Source organism: Nonomuraea sp. 3-1Str (assembly GCF_031570565.1).
Classification (GTDB): Bacteria; Actinomycetota; Actinomycetes; order Streptosporangiales; family Streptosporangiaceae; genus Nonomuraea.
This window is the reverse complement of record NZ_JALHBK010000008.1, coordinates 61,211-81,419: the sequence shown is the minus strand read 5'-3', so window position 1 is coordinate 81,419 and position 20,209 is coordinate 61,211. Positions and strand designations below refer to the sequence as shown.

Genomic DNA, 20,209 nt, shown 5'->3' with positions numbered 1-20,209 from the left:
GCGGGGCGGCCGGGGTGGTGACCGGGCGGCGCGTGCCCGGTGACCTCAGGCCCGTGACTTCAGGACTATGACTTCTGTGACTTCAGGACTGTGACGGCAGAACCGTGACCTCGGAGGGCCAGGTCTGGAGGGTCCTGGACGGGAGGACCGTGGTCCGGAGCCGATATCCGGCTCGCCGTGATCTGGAGGGCCGTGTGGCCTCGTCTGGTGCGGCGTGTCGCTCAGGCGGCGCCCACGACGGGGCGGTGCGGGGCGATGGCGGTGCCGCCCGGCAGCAGCTCCCCGGTGTCCTCGAACAGGACCACGCCGTTGCAGAGAAGACTCCACCCCTGTTCGGGGTGGCACGCGACGGTGCGTGCGGCCTCACGGTCGGGCGCCTCGGCGGACGGACAGACCGGGTCGTGCGGGCACATCGGCGTGCCTCCGATATCTCGTGAAAAGCCCCCGTGGCACGGGAGCGGCTCGGGCTGTTGGACCTAGCAAGTGTGCGACGTATGTCACACAATCCGACATAGTCCGTTAGGACTGTTAGAGGAGGATGCGCGGATGGTGTGACCCTCGACACAGCGTGCCTTATGCAGGATAACGGTCCAAGCTCGACACGCCACTAGGTTCGCAACCCTTTGCCCGATCGCTGCGCGAGATCTCGACGAATGCCGCCTTTTCGTGCGGGGACGGCGGCCGGCGAGCTCCGGGCCGCCGGCGGTGGGGGGAGCGCGGCGGGCCGGAGCGGCGCTTCTAGGCGGGCAGGCCCTTGAGCAGCGCGTCCAGGCCCCGCTCGAAGTCGGCGTCGGCGCGCTCGTCGCGGCGTATCCACTCGTCCACCTCGGGGTCGGCCCAGCCCGACTGCTGCACCTCCACCGCGACGCTGCCGAAGACGAAGGCCCGCAGCGTCCGCACCGCCTCGGCGGCGTCGGGCAGGCCCGCCTCGGCGAGTTGGTCCGTCTGCTCCCGGATGGAGATCGCGGTGCCGCCCTTGGGCGGCTTGGTCAGCGCGAGCGCCAGCACACCCGGGTGGTCGCGCAGCAGCTCGCGGCCGGTCCGGCACCACGCCCGGGCGGTGTCCTGCCACGTCGTCCCGGGCTCGACGTGGATGGCGGTGACGTGCTCGGCCAGCGCGTCCATCAGCGCCTCCTTGCCGAGCGGCAGGTGATGGTAGATGGCCATGGCCTCCACCTGCAGGGCGTCGCCGAGCCGGCGCATGGTGAGCCGGCGCAGGCCCTGCGTGTCGGCGATGTGCAGCGCGGTCTCGATGATGCGCTCACGGGACAGGGGAACGGGCGGCCTCTTGGCGGGCATGCGGTGATCTTACTATGTAAAGGCGGTTGCCGTGGTCCGATGACGTGGTGTGTCGCGGAGAGGCGTACCCTTGTCGCGAACAACAGAGCGACTTGCGCGAAGGGGCAGAGCCGATGGCGTTTTTCCGTCCGCGGGTGAGCCGGGAGGCCGAGGTCCGCTACCACGCGGATCTGGAGATCTCCAAGAGCTATCCCGAGCTGCTGGAGAAGGCCAGGCAGGCCGAGCGGACGCTGCGTGAGCTGCGCGCCGCCGACGCGGACGAGGTGGAGCTGCTGGGCGCCGGTCTGGCGTTCGACAAGGCGCTGACCGAGGCGCTGCGGGGCGCCGAGGCGGGGCAGCGGTCCACGTTCGGTGTCCGGGCGTACGACGACCGCATCGCGCGCCGCAAGGCCAAGGCGACGCCCGCGGGGGCGATGTGGACGGCCGAGGTCGACCGGCTGCGCACGCTCCGCGAGGAGAACCGCATGTGGGGCATCCCCCGCATCCCGCGCCCGGTCCCCGCGGTCCGCTAGCGCCCCGTTCCGACGGGTACGCCCGCCACGCGAGGCGGCCCGGCGAGGCGGCCCGGCACTACCGGCCTGGCACTGCACTACCAGCCCGGCACTATCGGTCCGCGCTACCGGCGTGGCACCACCAGCCCGGCACTACCGGCCTGGCACTACCGGCCTGGCACTGCCGGCCTGGCACTGCCGGTCCGCACTGCCGGTCCGGCAAGGCAGCCCGGTGGTGCGGGCCGGCGGTTCGATAGCGCGCGACCCGTTCGGTCCGCGCGTCGGCCCCGGAGGGACCGCGGTCCCGTGCGCGCCGGTCGGCGGCCCTGGCGGCTTCGCCTGCGAGCCGCGCCGCACGCGCTGTCACACCGCGTTGCCCACCACCCGTTGCGGCGTGATCCGGATCACCACGCGCACCGCTTCCGGAGGCAGCCGAAGGTACTCCTCGCCGGCCCCTTCGCCCTCGTACTTCTCCGCCAGCTCCACCGCCAGCCGCCTGCCCTCGTCCTCGGTGACCGTCGCCACCCCGCGGATCTCGACGTACCTCTCAGGGTCGGAAAGGTCGAACACGCTGAGGCTGGCGCGCGGGTCCCGCTCCAGGTTGACGACCTTGCGCCTTCCGGCCTGGGAGGAGATGACCACGTCGGCGCCGTCGGTGCCGACCCAGACGACCGAGGTCTGCGGACTGCCGTCGGGGTTGAGGGTGGCGAGGACGCCGATGTTGGCGGCGTCGAGGATCTGCTTGGCGGAGTCGCTGAGGGTGACGCTCATGATCGGCAGCTTAACGTCACGCCGCAGTACGGAGGCCAGGAGGAGGAGCAGCAGCCCGGCCGCGGGGGCCAGCGCGAGGGCGGCGGAGGGGCCCAGCCCGTCGGCGGCGCGGCCGGCGAAGGACGCCGCCAGCGCCGAGCCGGCCGCCCCGGCGGAGTTGTTCCAGGTGAACGCCTGCGTGCGGGCCGCCGGATGGACGGCCTTCTCCGTCAGGACGTTCAGCAGGACGAGCGTGGGCGGCACCGCCGCCTCCGTCACCACCACGGCTGCGCCCAGCAAGAGCGCGGAGGGCGCGAGGGGAAGCAGGAGCCCCGTGGCCGTCAGCCAGGCGGTGGCGACCACGAGTTGGCGGCCCTCCGGAGCGCGGTGCCGGCGCAGCCCGTAGAGCCAGCCGGAGAGCAGCCCGCTGACGCTGGAGGCGGCCATGATCGGCGCGGCCGCGCCGGGCATGCCGTGTCCGACGGCGAAGGCGCTCACCGCGACCCCCATGGTGCCGAAGTACAGCCCGATGGCCAGGTTGAGCGCTGCCAGGAGGAGGAAGGCCGGCCGCCGCAGTGTCCGCCCTGGGTGGGCGTGCGCGGTGTGCGCGGCGCGATCGACACGCGCGGTGGGTGAGGCGTGGCGGTCGCGCGCGGCGTGTCCGATGCGCTCGCGCGCGGCGTGACCGATGCGCTCGCGGGCGGGCGGCGGATCGGTGCGGCGCTGGGCGGCCAGCGCTCCTCCACCGCCGATGACCAGGACGGCGGCGATGGCACTGGCCGGCGTCGAGTCGCCGACCGCGCCGAGCGCGGCGACCAGGACGGGCCCGAGGAGGAAGGCGGTGGCGTTGGCCAGCGATTCCAGGGAGAAGGCAGCGGGTAACTCCTCCGCCCGCCGCTCGCGCAGCAGGTGCGCCCAGCGGGCGGCGGAGAGGGCTCCGAGCTGGGGTACGGCCGCGCCGGCGCAGGTGGCGGCGGCGATGGCCGCACCGGGAGTGGCGGACGCGAGGACGCCCGCGACGGCGGCGCCGTGGGCGAGGAGGGAGTACGGCAGGACGCGGGTCTGCCCGAACCGGTCGATCAGGCGGGCCACGTGCGGCCCGACCAGGGCTTCGGCGAGGGCGAAGCCGGCGGCGGCCAGGCCGGCGGTGCCGTAGGAGCCGGTTCGGGCGTGCAGCAGCCAGACCAGGCCGAGGCCGGTCATGGCGATGCCGACGCGGCCCACGGCGGCGGTGAGGAAGAAGGCGGCGGCGCCGGGGGTGCGCAGCAGAGCGCTGTAGCCGGATGCGGCGGACGGCATGGGTGTCCTTCGTCGCCGCCGGGCGGGGCGGGCACCTCGGGTCGCCGGCGCCTGGCACCCCGCCGGGGGTGCGGTGAACTGAAGGGGTGCGACCCGTGGCCCGCCAGGGGACGTCCAGGACCGCGGGAGGACGGGACACGCGCCCTCACCGCCGCCCCCATCACCGGGCGGAGGAGAAACGTCGGGCCCGGGCCGAGGCGGGTCCGGGCGGCTGCAACGAAGGTAGCAGCATCCGGCGGGGCTCCGGCAAGGGCGTATCGGGTGGGCGCGTCTCCGTGTGGCCGGGCGGGCGCGGGCATGACGAAAGCCCCGCGGAGAGGCGGGGCTTTCGGGGTGCGTCGGGTGGCGGCCTGACCGGCCGTCGTCAGCGCGTGACGGCGGGCGGCATGCCGCCGGGGGTCAGCTGGCCCAGTCGAGCAGCGGGCGGGTGTTGCTCGGGTGGCGCAGCTTGGACAGCGACTCCTTCTCGAGCTGGCGGATGCGCTCCCGGGTCAGCCCCAGGTGCTTGCCGATCTCGTCGAGGGTGTGCGGCTTGCCGTCCACCAGGCCGAACCGCAGCGCCATGATCTTCGACTCGCGCGGCGAGAGGTTGTCGAGGACGCCCCGCAGCTGGTCGCCCAGCAGCTGGCGGTCGACGATCTCGGACGCCTCGGGGGAGTCGACGTCCTCGATGAGGTCGCCGATCGTGGTCTCGCCGTCCTCACCGATCGTCGCGTTCAACGAGATCGGCTGGCGGCTGGTGCGCAGCAGCTCCTCGATCTGGTCGGGCGTCCTGTCCAGCTCCTTGGCCAGCTCCTCGGGCGTGGGCTCGCGGCCCAGGCGCTGGTGCATGTCGCGCTCGATGCGCGACAGCTTGGACAGCATCTCCAGCACGTGGACCGGCAGCCGGATCGTCCGCGCCGAGTCGGCGAAGCCGCGCTGTATGGCCTGGCGGATCCACCACATGGCGTACGTGGAGAACTTGAAGCCCTTGGTGTAGTCGAACTTCTCGACCGCCCTGATGAGGCCCAGGTTGCCCTCCTGGACCACGTCGAGCAGCGACATGCCGCGGTCGGTGTACTTCTTGGCGACCGAGACGACCAGCCGGAGGTTGGCCTCCAGCATGTGGTCCTTGGCGTCCCTGCCGTCCTGGACGACCAGGTCGAGGTCGTCGCGGGCGGCGGGGGACAGGGTCGGGTCGGTCTCCAGCTTGTACTCGGCGTACAGGCCGGCCTCGATGCGCCGGGCCAGCTCGACCTCCTGGGCGGCGGTCAGCAGCGTGCGGCGGCCGATCGACTTGAGGTACGTGTGGACCGAGTCGCCCATGACCGACTGGGTGTCGTCGAGGTCGATGACCTCGTTCTCCAGCTCGGGCTCCTCGGAGCCCATGGCGAGGGCGTCGGGGTCCGGCTCGGCGTCGGCGGACGCCTGGACCTCCGGGGCGGCCTTCACCGCGGGCCCGGTGGTGGAGCCGCCCGCGGACCTGCCGGTGGATCGGGTCGTGGACCTGCCGGTGGATCCGGTGGGCTTCGCGGAGACGGGCGCGTCGTCGTCGGCGGGGGAGTCGGCCGAGGGAACGGCCGAGATGTCGGTCTTGGACTCGGCGACGCCGGAGCCGGTAGACTTCGGCTTGGCCGGGCGCTTGGTCGTGGTCTTCCTCGCGGTCGTGCGGGCGGGCCTGCCGAGGGACGGCTCGTCCTCCGCGGCCAGGCTGACACCCGCCTCGGTGAGCTCGCGCAGGATCGACCGGCCTTCGGCAGGATTGATCCCGGCCTCGGCGAACGCGTGACGCAGTTCCGCGAGAGAAAGGTGACCCTGTCCTCGCCCTCGGTCAAGGAGCTGGTCGAGGGTCGCGGGTGGGGTCGCCACGGCGGTTCGGGGCATGAGGACACCTCCTCCATACGGAGTCAAAGCAATCAGGCAGATTGTGGTGGGGCGGCACGTGCCGCTCGGCGCACCAGTATCAATAACGCGATTTGCCGTTATTTGTTCCCGTTGGGACGAAAAGGGGCAGACCGCCTCTTCGGCGGCCCACCCCGCGTACGGATGCCGGGCGGGCGGCTAGTAGCCGCTGACCTGGCCCGGGTCGCCGTCGGGGGTCACTCCTGAGGGGCCCTCGGTGACCTTCCCGGGCTCGCCCTCGGGCATCGGCATGGGCTCGGCGCCCTCCATGCGCTCGTCGGTCCAGTAGTCGAGGACCGCGTCGGGGTCGGGGTTCACATCCTTGGACACCACCACGTCGGGCGTGGACTCCGGAGAGGCCGACTCCCCGGCGAGCTCGGCCACGCGGGAACCGTCCACCTCCATCACCGCCCTGGTCTCCTTGGCGACCTGTTCGAGCCTGCCCGCCGAGGCGGCCGCCGCGACCGAGACGCCGCCGACGACGATGACGCCGACGACCACCGCGGATGCCCACATCTTGCGGGTCTGATCCATGAAGGCTCCCTCCTTGCTCTTCCCCACTATGACGCACCGGCTGGTCGTCAGGTTCCTGGGAGCGCTCCGTCGCAGGTGAAGAGGCCGCACGCGACCGGCCGGGCACAGCCGGACGGGGCGGGCGCGTGTCTAGATCTGCGAGCGCAGCCGTACGAGGTCGGGCTTGCCGTTGGGCAGCAGGGGCAGGCCGGGCGTGAGGCGCAGCTCGCGCGGCGCGGCGTAGAAGGGCAGCCGGTCGGCGCAGTAGGCGCGTAGCTGCGTCAGCGTCGGCGGGCGGGAGGGGTCGGCGGGCACCACCACGGCCACCACCACCTCGCCCCACTCGGGGTCGTCCCGGCCGACGACCGCCACGTCCGCCACCTCGGGGTGGCCCCCGAGCACCGTGGCCACGGCGCCCGCCACGACCTTCTCGCCGCCCGTGTTGATCACGTCGTCGGCCCGGCCCAGCACGCGCAGCCGTCCGCCGGACAGCTCGCCCAGGTCGGAGGTCACGAACCAGTCGCCGTCGCGCGGGACGGGCTCGCCCGAGCGGTACCCGGAGAACAGCACCGGCCCCGCCACGCGGATCCGGCCGTCGTCGCCCACCTTGACGTCCACGTGGTCGAGGGGCCGGCCGTCGTACACGCAGCCGCCGCTCGTCTCGCTCATCCCGTACGTCGTCACCAGCCGCGCGCCGAGGTCACGCGCCTCGTCCAGCAGGCGGGGACGGGCCGCCGCGCCGCCGAGCAGGATCGTCGCGAACACCGACAGGTCGGCCCGCAGCTCGACCAGCCGGTGCAGCTGAGTCGGCACCAGCGAGACGTGGCCGGCGCCCGAGGCCAGCACCCGCTCCGGGTCGAACCTCTCGTGCACGATCGGCTCGGTCCCGGTGAGCAGCGCGCGGACGAGCACCTGGAGCCCGGAGACGTGGGAGGGCGGCAGGCAGCACAGCCACCGCTCGCCCCTGGCCGCGCCGAGGCGGCGCAGGGACGCGGCGGCCGAGGCGCGCAGGGCCGCCGCCGAGAGCATGACGCCCTTGGGCGCGCCCGTGCTGCCGCTGGTGGCGATCACCACGGCGACGTCGGCCGGCACGCCGGAGCCGCCGTCAAGGGGCCGCCCGTTGACGTCGGAGGGGCGCAGGGCGGCGATCGCGGCGGCCTCCTGGCCCGGGGCGAGCGGCAGCACGGCCGGGCCGTCACCGCTCAGCGCGTCGCGCACCGCCGCGAACAGCTCGGGGCCCGGCGGCATGACGACGGCCCGCAACGGGCGGTCCGGATGCGACGACGTGCTCGGCATGCTCGTAAGGTTAGTGGCGACAGATCGGTACTGACGCAGTGGTGACGCGGCGGTGGCAGGGCGGGACGCGCGCCCCGGCACGGACGGCGGCACACCCGGCAGCACGGTCGGCGGCACAGGCGAGAGCACGGATGAAAGCGCGGACGTACGCGCGGACGGGAGCGCGGGCGTGGACGCGGACGGGGGCGTGACGCCCGGCACGGGCGGCGCAGCCAAGCAGACGGGCGGCGCGGCGAACAGGACGGGCGGCGCAGCGAACAGGACGGGCGGCGCAGCGAACAGGACGGGCGGCGCAGCGAACAGGACGGGCGGCGCAGCGAACAGGACGGGCGGCGGAGGGGACAAGCCGGGCGACCGGGCACCACGGGAGCTGACCCGTGCCGTCGTGGTGTTCCGGATCCCGATGCCCACCCGGTTCCGCGGGCAGACCGTCAGGGAGGGCGTGCTGCTGCGCGGCCCCGCGGGGTGGGGCGAGTTCTCGCCGTTCCCCGAGTACGGGCCGCGCGAGTGCGCCCGCTGGCTGGCGTGCGCCCATGAGGCCGCCTTCGAGGGCTGGCCGGCGCCGGTCCGCGACACCGTCCCGGTCAACGCCACGGTCCCGGCCGTCCCGGCCGAGCGGGCGTTCGAGCTCGTACGGGCGTCCGGCTGCGCCACCGCGAAGGTCAAGGTGGCCGAACCCGGCCGGCCGTTCGCCGACGACCTGGCCAGGGTGGAGGCCGTGCGCGACGCCCTCGGCCCGTCCGGGCGGCTGCGCGTGGACGCCAACGGCGCCTGGAGCGCCGACGAGGCGGTGCGGCGGCTGAAGGAGCTCGACCGGTTCGACCTGGAGTACGCCGAGCAGCCGTGCGCCACCCTGGAGGAGCTGGCCCTGGTGCGGCGGGCCTGCGACGTGCCGATCGCCGCCGACGAGTCGATCCGCCGCGCCGAGGACCCGCTGCGCGTGCGGGCCGCCGAGGCCGCCGACATCGCCGTGGTCAAAGTTCAGCCGCTCGGTGGGGTGCGGCAGGCGCTGCGCGTCGTGGAGGCGTGCGGGCTGCCGGCCGTCGTGTCGAGCGCGGTCGAGACGTCCGTGGGTCTGGCCGCCGGCCTGGCGCTGGCCGCGGCGCTGCCCGAGCTGCCGTACGCGTGCGGGCTGGGCACGATGGCGCTCCTGGCCGGCGACGTCACCGCCGACCCCCTCACGCCGGTCGGCGGGGCGCTGACCGTGCGGCGGCCCGAGGTGGACGAGCGGGCCCTTTCAGAGTTCGCCATCGAGTCGCCCTGGTGGCTCGGCCGAATGCAGGAGGCGTCCCGGTGAACCCCGCGACCGCGCTGGCCACGGTGCTTGTCGACGAGCTGGTGCGCTGCGGCCTGACCGACGTCGTGCTCGCGCCCGGCTCCCGGTCGGCGCCGCTGGCGCTGGCGCTGCACTCCGAGTCGCGGGTACGGCTGCACGTGCGCGTGGACGAGCGGTCGGCGTCGTTCCTGGCGCTCGGCCTGGCGCGGCGCTCGGAGCGGCCCGTCGCGCTGATCTGCTCCTCCGGCACGGCCGCCGCGAACTTCCACCCGGCCGTCATCGAGGCGAGCGAGTCCGGCGTCCCGCTGCTCGTGCTCACCGCCGACCGCCCGCCCGAGCTGCGCGGCACCGGCGCCAACCAGACCATCGACCAGATGAAGCTGTACGGCACGGCCGTCCGCTGGTTCGCCGAGGTGGGAGCGCCCGAGGACCGGCCCGGCCAGGTCGCCTACTGGCGCTCGCTGGCCTGCCGCGCCTACCAGCGCGCCGCCGGCCCCGCCGCCCCGGGCCCCGTCCACCTCAACCTCGCCTTCCGCGAGCCGCTGATCCCCGACGGCGACACCACCTGGAACGAGTCGCTCGACGGCGACGCGACCGGGCCGTGGGTGCGCACCCGCGTCGCCCCGCCGCCCGTCGCCCTGCACATCCCGCCCACCCGGCGCGGCGTGCTCGTGATCGGCGACGGCGCGGCCAACGTGCGCCGCTACGTCGCCGCCGCCGGGATGGCCGGCTGGCCGGTCCTGTCGGAGCCCAACGGCGGCGGACGCTACGGCGACCACGCCGTCTCCACCTACCACCACCTGCTGGCCACCCCGGAGTTCGCCGACACGTACGCGCCCGACGTGGTGGTGACGCTCGGCCGGCCGGGGCTGTCGCGGCCGCTGCTGTCGTGGCTGAAGCGCGCCCAGGAGCACATCGTCGTCGCCACCGACCTCGACCGCTGGCCAGACCCCACCCGCTCGGCCACCCAGGTGGCGCAGGCCGTGGAGATCCCGGTGGCCTCCGGCGACGACGGCTGGCTGCACGCCTGGCGCCACGCCGACCAGGCCGCGCGGGCGGCGGTGGACGAGGTGCTCGACACCTCGGGCACCAGCGAGCCGCGCCTGGCCCGCGACCTGGCCGACACGCTGCCCAACGGGTCCCTGCTGTTCTGCGGGTCGTCCATGCCGATCCGCGACCTCGACCAGGCCATGCGGCCCCGGCGCGGGCTGCGGCTGCTGGCCAACCGGGGCGCCTCCGGCATCGATGGGGCCGTCTCGACGGCGATGGGCGCGGCGCTGGCCCACAACGGGCCGTCGTACGCGCTGCTCGGCGACCTGTCGTTCCTGCACGACCAGAACGGCCTCGTCCTCGGGCCCCGCGAGCCGCGCCCCGACCTGTGCCTCGTGGTGGTCAACAACGACGGGGGCGGCATCTTCTCGCTGCTGCCGCAGGCGGCGCTGCGCGACCCGTTCGAGCGGGTGTTCGGCACGCCGCACGGGGTGGACCTCGGGTACGTCGCCGCCGCGACCGGCACGCCGTACCGGCTGGTGGAGGAGCTGGGGGACCTGTCCAAGGCGCTGCGGGGCGACGGGCCGCGCGTGGTGGAGGTGCGGACGGACCGGGAGGAGAACGCGGCGGTGCACGCCCGGCTGCGGGACGCCGCCCAGGAGGCGATCCGCGCGGCCCTCGCCTGAGCCCGCGCCCGGACTGGTCCCCGACCTCCCGGGCCTATGAAAGTGTACCGGCTGGCCTGTATAGTTTCGGGCATGCCGAGACCGAGTTCACGCGACCGGCTCCTGGACGCGGCGGCCGAGGTGCTGCTGTCGGACGGGGCCGAGTCGCTCACGCTGGAGGCGGTCGCGCAGCGCGCGGGCGTGTCGAAGGGCGGGCTGTTCTACCACTTCCCGACCAAGCAGGCGCTGGTCAGGGCCATGGTGGCGCGGCTCACCGACGCCTTCGACGAGGCGCTGGCGCGGGCGGGCGACGGGCCCGGCGACTTCCTGCGCGCCTACGTGGAGGCCACCGTCCCCGAGGCGCACACCCCGGAGGCGCCCGACCGGGTCACGGCCGCGCTGCTCGCCGGCGTGCTGGTCGATCCGGCGGGCCTGGAGCCGCTGCGCGAGCGGTTCGCCGCCTGGCAGGAGCGGCTGACGCGCGACGGCGTGGACCCCGCCGCGGCCACCGCCGTCCGGCTGGCGGTGGACGGCTGGTGGGCCGTACGGCTGCTCGGCCTCGGTGAGCCCGACCCCGCGCTGCACGCCCGGACCCGCGCCTACCTGATGGAGCTGATCGAGCGTGCTCAGAGCGACTAAGGCGCTGATGCTGGCGACCGACGTCGGGTTCGTCGCCTATTTCACCGTCACCGGCCTCGGGCTGATCCCGCCCGAGTGGGCCTTCGCCGGGTACACCGACCCGGTGATGGTGGCCTGGAACTGGTCGTTCCTCTGGATCGACCTGGCGGCCAGCGCCACCGGCCTGACGAGCCTCTGGCTTCTCGCACGCTCAGGCGTGGCGTCCCCGTCCTCGGGGGCCGGGGTGCCGCTCATGCTCGTGTCCCTCGTGCTCACCATGGCCTCCGGGCTCATGGCGATCGCGTTCTGGACGCTGCGCGGCGACTTCTCCCTGGCCTGGTGGATCCCGAACCTCTACCTCATGCTGTTCCCGCTGCCCGCCATCGTGGCCCTGGTCGTGGCGCCGCGCGGCAGGGCCGCCACCGGCGGGTGACGCCCCCGGCCATATCCGGATGCGGGCTGGTCGGGGCGCCCGGCAGACTGGGCGGCGTGATCGTCAGCGCGTACGAGGGTCCGGACAAGTCGCGGGTTCCCTCGTGGACACTGTTGGTGATGCGCTCCGTCTCGCCCCGCACGTGGCGCCCGGTCGGCGCGCCGGAGAGCACCGGAGGGGCAGGAGGCCCGGCCGTCACGCCGGTAGGTGAGGAGCGCGCGCCGGTTCGAGGTTGGCCGTCATGCGTTCGAGGACGCTGACGGCCGTCCGGTACTCGTCGGGCGAGATGCCGGTCATCGACAGGTCGCGGAACGCGCCGACCCGCTCGGCGACACGGGCCAGGCGCTCGGCGCCATCGGGGGTGAGGACGAGCCGGCCCGGCGCGGGGCGGGCCGCCCAGCCGCCGGTCAGCACGGCGTCGATCGCGGCGGTCAGCGCGGGCGTGCCGGCGTTGGCGGCGAGCACCGACAGGACCTCTCCGTCGGTGACGCCCCGCGCCCGCTGGACGGCGTCGTGGGCTCCGGTGGCGTTCGGGGCGTCCTGGACGACGTTGAGCACCTGCCAGGAGAGCCGGGTGAGGCCGAACTCCTCCAGCATGCCGTTCATGTGGCGGGTGAGGGCCTGGTCGGCGCGGTTGAGCCAGTAGCCGATCGGTTTCATGAGGGCGTTCCCTTCGGGGGACTCAGTGGGTGGAGACGGTGGTCCCGGACGACAGGAGGGCGGGCCAGTCCTGGGCGGCGGCCCAGTCGGCGAAGCCGTGCCAGCCGACCTCCGGGTGGTCGCGGCGCAGCCCGGCGACGTCCACGTCGAGGCCGGCCTCGGTGAAGTACGCGAACATGGCGGCCAGATCGTCCGACCGCTTGCGGACGTACGCGAGGGGCACCTCCTGGTGAGTGATCGGCGCGCCGATGGCGGAGGCGAGGATCTCGGCCATCTGGCGGGGAGTGCGCTCGTCCGAGGCGATGTCGATGCGGCGGCCGGTGAACGCGGTGCGGCGCTGGAGGGTCAGCGCGGCGAACGCGCCGATGTCGGCGGCGGGGATGAGCGCAAGCGGCTGGTCGGCGGGCATCGGCCAGGCGAACGTGCCCTCGCGCAGGCCGTCCAGCGTCCACCCGCCGGCGTAGTTGTCCATGAACGCGGCCGGCGCGATCACCGTCCACGGCACGCCGGAGGCGCGCAGGTGCTGCTCGACGAGACGCTTGCTCTCGTAGTGCGGTACGCCGGTGTCACGGTCGGCGTGGGCGGCGGAGGTGAGCACGACGTGGCCGAGACGGGCGGCCGCCGCGGCGTCGAGCAGGGCCTTGCCCTGCCGGACCTCGGTGGCTGTGTCGGTGCCGAACGGTGTGGTGACCGCGAACAGCGCGTCGGCCCCCACGAGCGCGGCGTCGAGGGAGGCGCGCTCGTCGAAGTCGGCGTGGCGCACCTCGGCGCCGAGGGCCTTGAGGGCCTCGGCGGCGGGCGAGCCGGGGTCGCGGGTGAGCGCGCGCACCCGGTGGCCGGCGTCGAGGAGGGCGCGGGCGGTGGACCCGCCCTGGGCGCCGGTCGCTCCGGTGACGGCGACAGTGAGCATGGAGGTCTCCAGGTTGTAGTATAGCTGCGTGGCGCATTAACTGCGTCACGCACTAGATTATCAGAAACTAGTTGCGTCGCACAGCTATTGGGAGCTGATCACGATGACAGGCACGCGTCGCGAGCGGCTGTACGAGGAACTGTCCATGGCGTCGCGCCGCTACATGGCGGCGTATGTGCTGTTCAACCAGGCCGTCGCCGACCATCTCGGGTTGCATCCGACCGACGTGCAGTGCCTGAGCCTGATGACGGCGGCGCCCGAGCCGCTCACGGTCAAGCAGATCGCCGAGCTGACCGGTCTGACCGCCGGCTCGGCCACCCGCCTGGTCGACCGGCTCGAACGCGGGGGCTACGTGGTCCGCACGCCCGACCGGCAGGACCGGCGCCGCGTCCTGGTCGCCCCGGTCCCCGAGCGCGTGGCCCGGGTCACTGCGCTCTGGGACGACCTCGGCGCCTCCTGGCAGGCGCTCTACGGCGAGCACACCGAGGAGGAGCTGGAGGTGATCACCCGGCACCTGCGCCGGGCGCACGACCTCAGTCACGTCCAGATGGATCGCCTGCGCTCCCGGCCGAAGCCGGCCTGAAGCTCCCGGGATGCCGCCCTGACGGCGACTGCGAGGAGTTCGCCGAGCGCACCGGGTGCCTTCGCGTCACGGGCGGCCGGATATCCGGATGCGGGCCGGTCGGGCCGCCCGGCAGACTGGGCGGCGTGATCGTCAGCGCGTACGAGGGTCCGGACGACCTGCGGGCCATGCAGGAGCTGTGCAGCCGCATCTGGTCGCCCGGGTCGCGGTGGCACGTCGGCGACCTGGCCTGGGGCAGGTTCCAGCACACCGGGCGGGAGCCCGGGTGGCCGACCCGGCTGTGGCGCGACGGCGGCCGGACCGTGGCCTGGGGGTGGATCGACCTGCCGGGCTCCCTGGACCTGGCGGTGGACCCCGCCCGGCCGGAGCTGGCGAGGCAGGTGCTGGAGTGGTTCGCGCGCACGGCACCCGCCGGGCCGCGCGACGTGACCGTGCTCGACACCGAGACGCACCTCGCCGCCGCCCTCCGCGAGGCCGGTTACCGGCCGGCCGGCGACGGCCCCTTCTTCAGGCACCTGGTCCGCGACCTGGCCGACCCGGCCGAGCCCGTCCCACCCCAGGGCTACCGGCTGCGGGCCGTGGGGGAGGCCGACGTGCCGGGGCGCGTGGCGGCGCACCGGGCGGCCTTCCACCCGTCACGGGTGAGCGAGGAGAGCTACCGGGCCGTCCGGGCCACCTGGCCGTACCGGGCCGGACTGGACCTGGTCGCCGTGGCGCCGGACGGCGAGGTCGCCGCGTACTGCCTGGTCTGGCTGGACGAGGCGCGGCGCGTCGCGGAGATCGAGCCCACCGGAACCCTGCCCGCCCACCGCCGCCGGGGACTCGCCCGGGCGGTCTGCCTCGCCGCGCTGCGCGCGGCCCGGGAGGCGGGCGCCGAGCGGGCGGCCGTGTACGCCCGGGGGGACGACGCCTACCCGGCGCCGGGACGGCTCTACCGGTCGATCGGCTTCCGCCCGGCCGCCCGCACCGTCACCTGGGTCCGGGACCATCCAGCAGGCGCGTGACCTCCTCGGCCACCACGGCGCAGGCCTCCGCCGCCGGGTCGATCAGCGGGAAGTGACCGGCGTCCTCCACCAGCCTCAGCCGCACCGCCTCACCCGCTCGGGCCGCCGCGCGCACGTAGGCCCCGGCGACCTCGACCGGCACCACGATGTCGGCCCGGCCGTGGACGACGGTGGCGGGGACGCCGGTGGGCAGGAGCGCGGCGGGGTCGGCGGACGGGCGCCGCTCCTCGAAGCGCTCAGGCCCGCCGAGGAGCTGGAGCGCGGCGCCGGAGCACACCGACAGCTCGCGCGCGGTCCTGAGGTCGGCGATCGGCGCGAGCGCCACCACACCCGCGACGGACAGACCGGCGCCGGGAGGCCGCCACGGCGACCCCTGCGGCAGCACGTGGCGGGCCGCCGCCCACAGCGCGAGGTGGCCGCCCGCCGAATGCCCGGTCACCACGATGCGGCTCACGTCCACCGAGGGCACGCCGTCCGCCCAAGGCTGTGCGTCCGCCGAAGGCTGCGCGTCCGTCCGGGGCATGGCGCCCGCGACGAGGCCGGGCAGGGCGTCCATGGCGGCGGCCACGTCGTCGACCGTCCCCGGCCAGCCCCCCGCCCCCCCCGGCCCGGCCCCCCCCCGCCGGTACTCGACCGAGGCCACCGCGAACCCCCGCCGCGCGAGGAAGGCCGCGAAGGGCGACACGTGCCGCCGGTCGTAGGCGGCCCGCCACGCGCCCCCGTGCAGGACGACGATCAGAGGCGCCCCCGCCCCGCCGCCGCCCCGGGGGGCGTAGAGATCGACGACCTGGTCGGGGTGCCGGCCGTAGGAGACGGTGACGTCCGGCTCCGCGTGCGGATGGGAGAAGGCCGACTCCTGCTCGGCGGCGTCCCGCGCCGCGGCGCGCCGCTCCGGCGGGACGGTCACGGCGCGGAGACCACCTCGGCCAGCACGCGCGCCGCCCGATGCGCGTCCGCGAACGACACGTACAGCGGCGTGAAACCGAACCGGAGCACGTCCGGGTGCCGGAAGTCGCCGACGACCCCGCGGGCGATCAGCGAGGCCATCACCTCACCCGCGCCGGCGCAGCGCAGCGCGACCTGGCTGCCCCGCTCCGCGTGCGCGGCCGGGGTGATCGGCTCGACGCGCCCCGCGGGCACGTACGCCGCGACGCACTCCAGGAAGAAGTCCGTCAGGGCCAGGCTCTTGTCCCGCACCGCCTCGATCGAAACCCCGTCCCACACCTCCAGCGCCGCCTCCAGGGCGAGCATCGACAGGATGTCCGGGGTGCCCACCCGGCCCCGCCGCGCGCCGTCGGTGGCCTCGTACCGCGGCGACATGCCGAAGGGGTCGTGGTGGGAGTTCCAGCCGGGGAGCGGGGAGTCGAAGCGGGGCTGAAGGTCCCGGCGGACGTACAGGTAGGCGGGCGAGCCGGGGCCGCCGTTGAGGTACTTGTAGGTGCAGCCGACGGCGAGGTCGACGTCGTGCTCGTCGAGGCCGACCGGGAGCGCGCCCGCGCTGTGGCACAGGTCCCACACCACCAGGGCGCCCGCGGCGTGCGCGGCGGCCGTCACGCCCGGCAGGTCGTGGAGCCGCCCGCTGCGGTAGTCCACGTGGTTGACCAGGGCGGCGGCGGTGCGGGGGCCGAGGGCGGCCGGCAGGTCGCGCGGGTCGGCGGCGACCAGCCGGCGGCCGGTCATGCGCGCGGCCGACTCGGCGATGTAGCCGTCCGTGGGGAACGTCGTAGCGTCGACGACGATCTCGTCCCGCTCCGCGCCGGCCATCCGCACCGCGCCCACCAGCGCCTTGAAGACGTTCACGCTGGTCGAGTCGCCGGCCACGACCTGACCGGGGGCGGCGCCGACGAGCGGGGCGATGCGGTCGCCGACGCGCTCCGGCGCCGTCCACCAGCCGGACTCCGTCCAGGACCGGATGCGCAGCCGCCCCCACTCCCTGGCCACCACGTCGGCCACCCGGCCCGGAACGGTGGCGGGCAGCGCGCCGAGGGAGTTGCCGTCGAGGTAGACGGTGTCGTCGTCGAGGACGAACTCGGCGCGCTTGGCACGCAGCCCGTCCGACTCGTCGAGCTTGCGGGCCTTCGCCGCCAGGTACGCGGGATCAGACATGGCTGCGCGCCGTCCACAGCTCGGGGAAGACGTGCTTGGCGGCCCGTCTCTCCAGCCAGGCCACGCCCGCCGAGCCGCCGGTGCCGGCTTTGGCGCCCATCGCGCGCCGGGTGGCCACCAGATGGTCGTTGCGCCAGCGCCACACCTGCTCGGCGACGTCCGTCAGCGCCTCTCCCAGCCGCGCCAGGTCGCTGTCCCGGTCACCGGAGTAGATCTCCGCCCACACCGCCTCGACCTCGGGGCGGGGCTCGTACCGCTGCGACAGGTCCCTCTCCAGCACCGCGCGCGGCACGGCGTGACCGCGGCGGCCGAGGAGGTGCAGCACCTCGTCGTACAGGCTCGGCTGGTGCAGCGCCTTCTCCAGCTCCTCGTGGACCCGCGGCGCGCCCCGGTGCGGCACCAGCATGGACGACGACTTCTCGCCGAGCAGGAACTCCATCCGCCGGTACATCGCCGACTGGAAGCCGGAGCCCTCGCCGAGCGCCGCCCGGTACGCGTTGAACTCGGCCGGGGTGAGCCGCGCCAGCGGCCGCCAGGAGGCGTTCAGCGCCTCCAGCTCGCGCACGCTGCGCTCCAGCGCGGCCACGGCGACGGGCAGCCGGTCCTCGCGCAGCGCGCGGCCGGCGGTCTCCCACTCGTGCACGATCACGGTGAACCACAGCTCCATGACCTGGGTCGTGACGAGGAACGCCATCTCGCCCGGATCATCGGACAGGGGGTGCTGGAGGTGGGTGAGGACGTCCGCCCGGACGTAGTCCTCGTAGGGGGTCGTACCCGCGAAGTCGAGGTTCGGGGAGTCCGAACCGATGCCGGCTTCTCGGGACCGCGTGCGATGCGACATCGCTGTCTCCTGGAGACGTGCCACCGGGTAGCGGTCCGCTCCCTTCCTCTCGGCGCTGGAGCCCCGGTCCCCTCGGACCCGGTCGCCGCGGACGGCGCCGAGTCCATCAGGCATGATGCGGGATCTGTCCCGATCTGGCAAGGGTCAGCCCTGGCCCGCGTGCGTGTGGCCGTGCGCCACCTCCGGCGGGCACGGGCCCGGCGTGGCCGCGCGGCCGTCCCGCCGCCACTCCGCCACCGCGATCGCGAAGGCGACCAGCAGGCCGGCGACCGCGGCGCCCAGGGCCACGGTCACGGCCTCGGAGATGTCGCCGCCCGTCGAGGAGAGGACCAGGTAGTACACGCCGGGCAGCGCCGCCGTGCCAACCGCCCCGCCGAGGCGCTGCCCCGTCTGCAGGGCGCCGCCGGCCGCGCCCGCCATCCGCACCGGCACGTCCTTGAGCGTCATCGTCACGTTGGGCGAGATCACGAAGCCGCTGCCGATGCCGCCGACGAGCAGCGCGGGGATCGCGGCCCACACGGCGACGCCCGGGGAGGCGTAGCCCAGCAGCAGCGCCGCCGCGGACAGCCCGATCACGACCGCGGCGAGCCCGAGCACGGTCAGCAGCCGCCCCAGCCGCTCCACCAGCCGCCCGGCGACGACCGCCGCGCAGGCCGAGCCGATCGCGAACGGCGTGACGCACAGCCCGGACATCAGCGGCGTGAAGCCCCGCCCGTTCTGGAAGTAGAGCGCGAAGACCAGCCAGACGCCGCTGAAGCCGATGAAGTACACCGTCGCCAGCGCGGCGCCGGGCGCGTAACCGCGGGTCTCGGTGATCAGCCTGGGGGCGAGCAGCGGCTCGGCGCCACGGGCCGCGACGCGCCGCTCCCACAGCGCGAACGCCACGAGGAGCGCCGCCCCGACGGGGAACATCCACCAGAGCCGCTGGACGCCGCCCGAGTCGGCCTGCACGAGCGGGAACATCATCAGGAACACGCCGGCGCCCAGCAGGACGACTCCCGTCAGGTCCAGCGCCCCCCGCGGGGCGCCCCGGCCGTGCGGCAGCAGCCGGGCGGCGAGGACGAGCGCGGCCACCCCGATCGGCACGTTCACGAAGAAGATCCAGCGCCAGCCCTGGTCGCCGCCCGCCAGCGCGAGGATCACGCCGCCGGTGATGGGGCCGACCGCGCTGGAGATCCCGACGGTGGCGCCGAAGAAGCCGAACGCCCGGCCGCGCTCCGCGCCCCGGAACATCTGCTGGATCAGGGCCGAGTTCTGCGGGGCCAGGCAGCCGGCGGCGACGCCCTGGGCGAGCCTGGCCAGGACCAGCAGCTCGATGGTCGGCGCGGCCCCCGCGGCCATGCTGAACAGCACGAAGGCGCTCAGCGCGACCAGGAAGATGCGCCGCCGGCCGATCGCGTCACCCAGCCGCCCGGCCAGCACCAGGGAGAGCGCGAACGTCAGCGCGTACCCGGACACCACCCACTGCACCTGGGCGGGCGAGGCGTGCAGGGCGCGCTGCATGGACGGCAGCGCCACGGCCACGATGGTCACGTCCAGCAGGATCATGAAGCCGACGACGAGGGTGACCGCGAGGGCCTTCCACCGGCGCGGATCCGGTCCGGGGTTCGCGGACCCTGATGGCATGGGACCTCCCTCCGAGGCGGTCGCCGCGGACGGGCCCGGCCTGGACGCCGGTCCCGGGCGTCATGGACGACCTGCGGTGATCCGGGCAGAGACGCGGATCACGCCTCTGGGGTGGACAACGCCGATCCGGCGGTCCGCATTTCGCTCCCTCCGCTGTTCCCCCTGCCCCGCCCCTCATGCGCGGAGGCGTCGGGCACCTGCTGGGCGGCGGTGTACGCGGGCCGGCGCAGCTCCTGGAGGCGGCCCGCCGGGCTCAGCCCCGGGACGGGATGCCGGGTGGGATCGAACCGGGTGGGCACGTCCGCGTCCGGCATGGCCGGCGGCACGAGCTTGACGAGGCCGAACAGGTGCCAGGGTCCCGCCGGGGCCGCGACGAGGAGGTCGAGGATCAGCGGCTCCTTCGCCACGGCGGCGGCGAGCGCGTCGAAGCGCGCCGGCAGCGGCCGGTCCACGCGGGGCAGCGCGCCGAGCAGCACCCGCCGGCCTCCGCCGTCCCCGGCGCCGCGGGTCTCGTACGGGAAGAGCGAGCTGTACAGGCCCGGCGCCCACCTGGTGGCGGGCCGCAGGAGGCGGCGCCCCGGCGTGGTGTGGCCGGTGGTGGCGAGCAGGAGCTCGGCGTCGGCGTCCGCCTGCCGCCAGCGCAGGGCGATGCCGAGGATGTCCGGCAGGGGCGGCGGCAGGCCGGCCGAGCGGGAGAGGCGGGCGATGCCGCGCAGCTCCAGCCGCTCGTCGAGAAACGGGCTCCCCCAGGTGCGGGCCGCGTCGCCGTGCAGGTGGAGCTCCGCGTCGAAGAGCAGCCCGTGGGGGTGCAGGGGGCGGCCCCTGCGCAGGCCCGCCGCCAGGCGGAACCCGGCCGCCAGCGCGGCCCCGGTGGTGGTCGTGAGCGGCCCTGCCATGGCTCCCCCTGCGATCGCCGGCGTCGTTCACCGGCATGACCGTACCCGGGGCGGGGGCCGGTGAACGGGTGT

The 20,209-nt window shown here is 74.8% G+C and carries 20 protein-coding genes; 7 read left to right on the top strand and 13 right to left on the bottom strand.

Annotated elements, in window-relative coordinates; genetic code table 11:
• Positions 1-221 precede the first annotated feature (221 nt).
• Both MTP10_RS15390 and MTP10_RS15385 read right to left on the bottom strand, forming a co-directional pair.
• Positions 222-413: a DUF5999 family protein gene (locus tag MTP10_RS15390; RefSeq protein WP_175590377.1), complete on the bottom strand. Its 192-nt coding sequence runs from the start codon at positions 411-413 to the stop codon at positions 222-224.
• Positions 414-738: 325 nt separating this feature from the next.
• On the bottom strand, positions 739-1,299 hold the full coding sequence (locus MTP10_RS15385; protein ID WP_310709869.1) for a TetR/AcrR family transcriptional regulator C-terminal domain-containing protein: 561 nt from the start codon (positions 1,297-1,299) through the stop codon (positions 739-741).
• 113 nt (positions 1,300-1,412) lie between these two features.
• On the opposite strand from MTP10_RS15385, the gene MTP10_RS15380 reads away from it, so the two are divergent.
• Positions 1,413-1,811: a hypothetical protein gene (locus MTP10_RS15380; protein WP_310709868.1), complete on the top strand. Its 399-nt coding sequence runs from the start codon at positions 1,413-1,415 to the stop codon at positions 1,809-1,811.
• 342 nt (positions 1,812-2,153) lie between these two features.
• On the opposite strand, the gene MTP10_RS15375 is transcribed toward MTP10_RS15380, so the two are convergent.
• From MTP10_RS15375 to MTP10_RS15360, 4 genes are all read right to left on the bottom strand, one after another.
• Complete coding sequence (locus tag MTP10_RS15375) at positions 2,154-3,839, bottom strand: TIGR03618 family F420-dependent PPOX class oxidoreductase (RefSeq protein WP_310709867.1); 1,686 nt, start codon at positions 3,837-3,839, stop codon at positions 2,154-2,156.
• 399 nt (positions 3,840-4,238) lie between these two features.
• Positions 4,239-5,702 (bottom strand): RNA polymerase sigma factor, encoded by a 1,464-nt coding sequence (locus tag MTP10_RS15370; RefSeq protein ID WP_310709865.1) that lies wholly within the window; start codon positions 5,700-5,702, stop codon positions 4,239-4,241.
• 177 nt (positions 5,703-5,879) lie between these two features.
• Positions 5,880-6,254: a hypothetical protein gene (locus MTP10_RS15365; protein WP_310709863.1), complete on the bottom strand. Its 375-nt coding sequence runs from the start codon at positions 6,252-6,254 to the stop codon at positions 5,880-5,882.
• Positions 6,255-6,383: 129 nt separating this feature from the next.
• Positions 6,384-7,529, bottom strand: a complete 1,146-nt coding sequence (locus tag MTP10_RS15360; RefSeq protein WP_397334464.1) for an AMP-binding protein — start codon at positions 7,527-7,529, stop codon at positions 6,384-6,386.
• A gap of 403 nt (positions 7,530-7,932) precedes the next feature.
• Between MTP10_RS15360 and MTP10_RS15355 the strand changes: the two genes are divergently transcribed.
• From MTP10_RS15355 to MTP10_RS15340, 4 genes are all read left to right on the top strand, one after another.
• A complete protein-coding gene (locus tag MTP10_RS15355; RefSeq protein WP_397334465.1) occupies positions 7,933-8,826 on the top strand; it encodes an o-succinylbenzoate synthase in 894 nt (297 codons plus the stop codon).
• A complete protein-coding gene (gene menD, locus MTP10_RS15350) occupies positions 8,823-10,481 on the top strand; it encodes a 2-succinyl-5-enolpyruvyl-6-hydroxy-3-cyclohexene-1-carboxylic-acid synthase (RefSeq protein WP_310709861.1) in 1,659 nt (552 codons plus the stop codon). Before MTP10_RS15355 ends, menD begins: the two co-directional genes overlap by 4 nt.
• Before the next feature lie 72 nt (positions 10,482-10,553).
• Positions 10,554-11,099 carry a TetR/AcrR family transcriptional regulator gene (locus MTP10_RS15345; RefSeq protein ID WP_310709860.1) on the top strand — a complete coding sequence of 182 codons (546 nt, stop codon included), beginning with the start codon at positions 10,554-10,556 and terminating at the stop codon, positions 11,097-11,099.
• Positions 11,083-11,511, top strand: coding sequence for a DUF5360 family protein (locus MTP10_RS15340; RefSeq protein WP_310709858.1), 429 nt, complete (start codon positions 11,083-11,085; stop codon positions 11,509-11,511). Before MTP10_RS15345 ends, MTP10_RS15340 begins: the two co-directional genes overlap by 17 nt.
• A gap of 195 nt (positions 11,512-11,706) precedes the next feature.
• Here the strand turns inward: MTP10_RS15340 and MTP10_RS15335 are convergent, their stop codons facing one another.
• Complete coding sequence (locus MTP10_RS15335; protein WP_310709856.1) at positions 11,707-12,171, bottom strand: MarR family winged helix-turn-helix transcriptional regulator; 465 nt, start codon at positions 12,169-12,171, stop codon at positions 11,707-11,709.
• Between the two features lie 22 nt (positions 12,172-12,193).
• On the bottom strand, positions 12,194-13,081 hold the full coding sequence (locus tag MTP10_RS15330) for an NmrA/HSCARG family protein (RefSeq protein ID WP_310709854.1): 888 nt from the start codon (positions 13,079-13,081) through the stop codon (positions 12,194-12,196).
• A gap of 103 nt (positions 13,082-13,184) precedes the next feature.
• Between MTP10_RS15330 and MTP10_RS15325 the strand changes: the two genes are divergently transcribed.
• On the top strand, positions 13,185-13,664 hold the full coding sequence (locus MTP10_RS15325; RefSeq protein ID WP_310709851.1) for a MarR family transcriptional regulator: 480 nt from the start codon (positions 13,185-13,187) through the stop codon (positions 13,662-13,664).
• A 125-nt stretch (positions 13,665-13,789) separates the two neighbouring features.
• Positions 13,790-14,668 (top strand): GNAT family N-acetyltransferase, encoded by an 879-nt coding sequence (locus MTP10_RS15320; protein ID WP_310709849.1) that lies wholly within the window; start codon positions 13,790-13,792, stop codon positions 14,666-14,668.
• Here MTP10_RS15320 and MTP10_RS15315 read toward each other — a convergent pair.
• The 5 genes from MTP10_RS15315 to MTP10_RS15295 all read right to left on the bottom strand — a co-directional run bounded on the left by MTP10_RS15315 (position 14,634) and on the right by MTP10_RS15295 (position 20,137).
• The gene (locus tag MTP10_RS15315; RefSeq protein ID WP_310709847.1) at positions 14,634-15,575 is read right to left on the bottom strand and encodes an alpha/beta hydrolase; all 942 of its coding nucleotides are present in this window, start codon (positions 15,573-15,575) and stop codon (positions 14,634-14,636) included. The genes MTP10_RS15320 and MTP10_RS15315 overlap by 35 nt on opposite strands.
• A complete protein-coding gene (kynU, locus tag MTP10_RS15310; protein WP_310709845.1) occupies positions 15,572-16,774 on the bottom strand; it encodes a kynureninase in 1,203 nt (400 codons plus the stop codon). Before kynU ends, MTP10_RS15315 begins: the two co-directional genes overlap by 4 nt.
• Positions 16,767-17,615 carry a tryptophan 2,3-dioxygenase family protein gene (locus MTP10_RS15305; RefSeq protein ID WP_310709844.1) on the bottom strand — a complete coding sequence of 283 codons (849 nt, stop codon included), beginning with the start codon at positions 17,613-17,615 and terminating at the stop codon, positions 16,767-16,769. The genes kynU and MTP10_RS15305 overlap by 8 nt, the downstream gene beginning before the upstream one ends.
• A 144-nt stretch (positions 17,616-17,759) precedes the next feature.
• Entirely contained in the window at positions 17,760-19,241 is a 1,482-nt protein-coding gene (locus MTP10_RS15300; protein ID WP_310709843.1) for an MFS transporter, read from the bottom strand.
• A 98-nt stretch (positions 19,242-19,339) separates the two neighbouring features.
• A complete protein-coding gene (locus tag MTP10_RS15295; protein WP_310709841.1) occupies positions 19,340-20,137 on the bottom strand; it encodes a hypothetical protein in 798 nt (265 codons plus the stop codon).
• Between the last annotated feature and the right edge of the window lie 72 nt (positions 20,138-20,209).

Coding starts and splice junctions, on each gene's coding strand:
- MTP10_RS15365 (WP_310709863.1), bottom strand. CDS start 6,254: ATGGATCAGACCCGCAAGATGTGGGCATCCGCGGTGGTCGTCGGCGTC.
- MTP10_RS15335 (WP_310709856.1), bottom strand. CDS start 12,171: ATGAAACCGATCGGCTACTGGCTCAACCGCGCCGACCAGGCCCTCACC.
- MTP10_RS15360 (WP_397334464.1), bottom strand. CDS start 7,529: ATGCCGAGCACGTCGTCGCATCCGGACCGCCCGTTGCGGGCCGTCGTC.
- MTP10_RS15330 (WP_310709854.1), bottom strand. CDS start 13,081: ATGCTCACTGTCGCCGTCACCGGAGCGACCGGCGCCCAGGGCGGGTCC.
- MTP10_RS15375 (WP_310709867.1), bottom strand. CDS start 3,839: ATGCCGTCCGCCGCATCCGGCTACAGCGCTCTGCTGCGCACCCCCGGC.
- MTP10_RS15300 (WP_310709843.1), bottom strand. CDS start 19,241: ATGCCATCAGGGTCCGCGAACCCCGGACCGGATCCGCGCCGGTGGAAG.
- MTP10_RS15295 (WP_310709841.1), bottom strand. CDS start 20,137: ATGGCAGGGCCGCTCACGACCACCACCGGGGCCGCGCTGGCGGCCGGG.
- MTP10_RS15370 (WP_310709865.1), bottom strand. CDS start 5,702: ATGCCCCGAACCGCCGTGGCGACCCCACCCGCGACCCTCGACCAGCTC.
- kynU (WP_310709845.1), bottom strand. CDS start 16,774: ATGTCTGATCCCGCGTACCTGGCGGCGAAGGCCCGCAAGCTCGACGAG.
- MTP10_RS15385 (WP_310709869.1), bottom strand. CDS start 1,299: ATGCCCGCCAAGAGGCCGCCCGTTCCCCTGTCCCGTGAGCGCATCATC.
- MTP10_RS15380 (WP_310709868.1), top strand. CDS start 1,413: ATGGCGTTTTTCCGTCCGCGGGTGAGCCGGGAGGCCGAGGTCCGCTAC.
- MTP10_RS15390 (WP_175590377.1), bottom strand. CDS start 413: ATGTGCCCGCACGACCCGGTCTGTCCGTCCGCCGAGGCGCCCGACCGT.
- MTP10_RS15305 (WP_310709844.1), bottom strand. CDS start 17,615: ATGTCGCATCGCACGCGGTCCCGAGAAGCCGGCATCGGTTCGGACTCC.
- MTP10_RS15345 (WP_310709860.1), top strand. CDS start 10,554: ATGCCGAGACCGAGTTCACGCGACCGGCTCCTGGACGCGGCGGCCGAG.
- MTP10_RS15355 (WP_397334465.1), top strand. CDS start 7,933: ATGCCCACCCGGTTCCGCGGGCAGACCGTCAGGGAGGGCGTGCTGCTG.
- MTP10_RS15325 (WP_310709851.1), top strand. CDS start 13,185: ATGACAGGCACGCGTCGCGAGCGGCTGTACGAGGAACTGTCCATGGCG.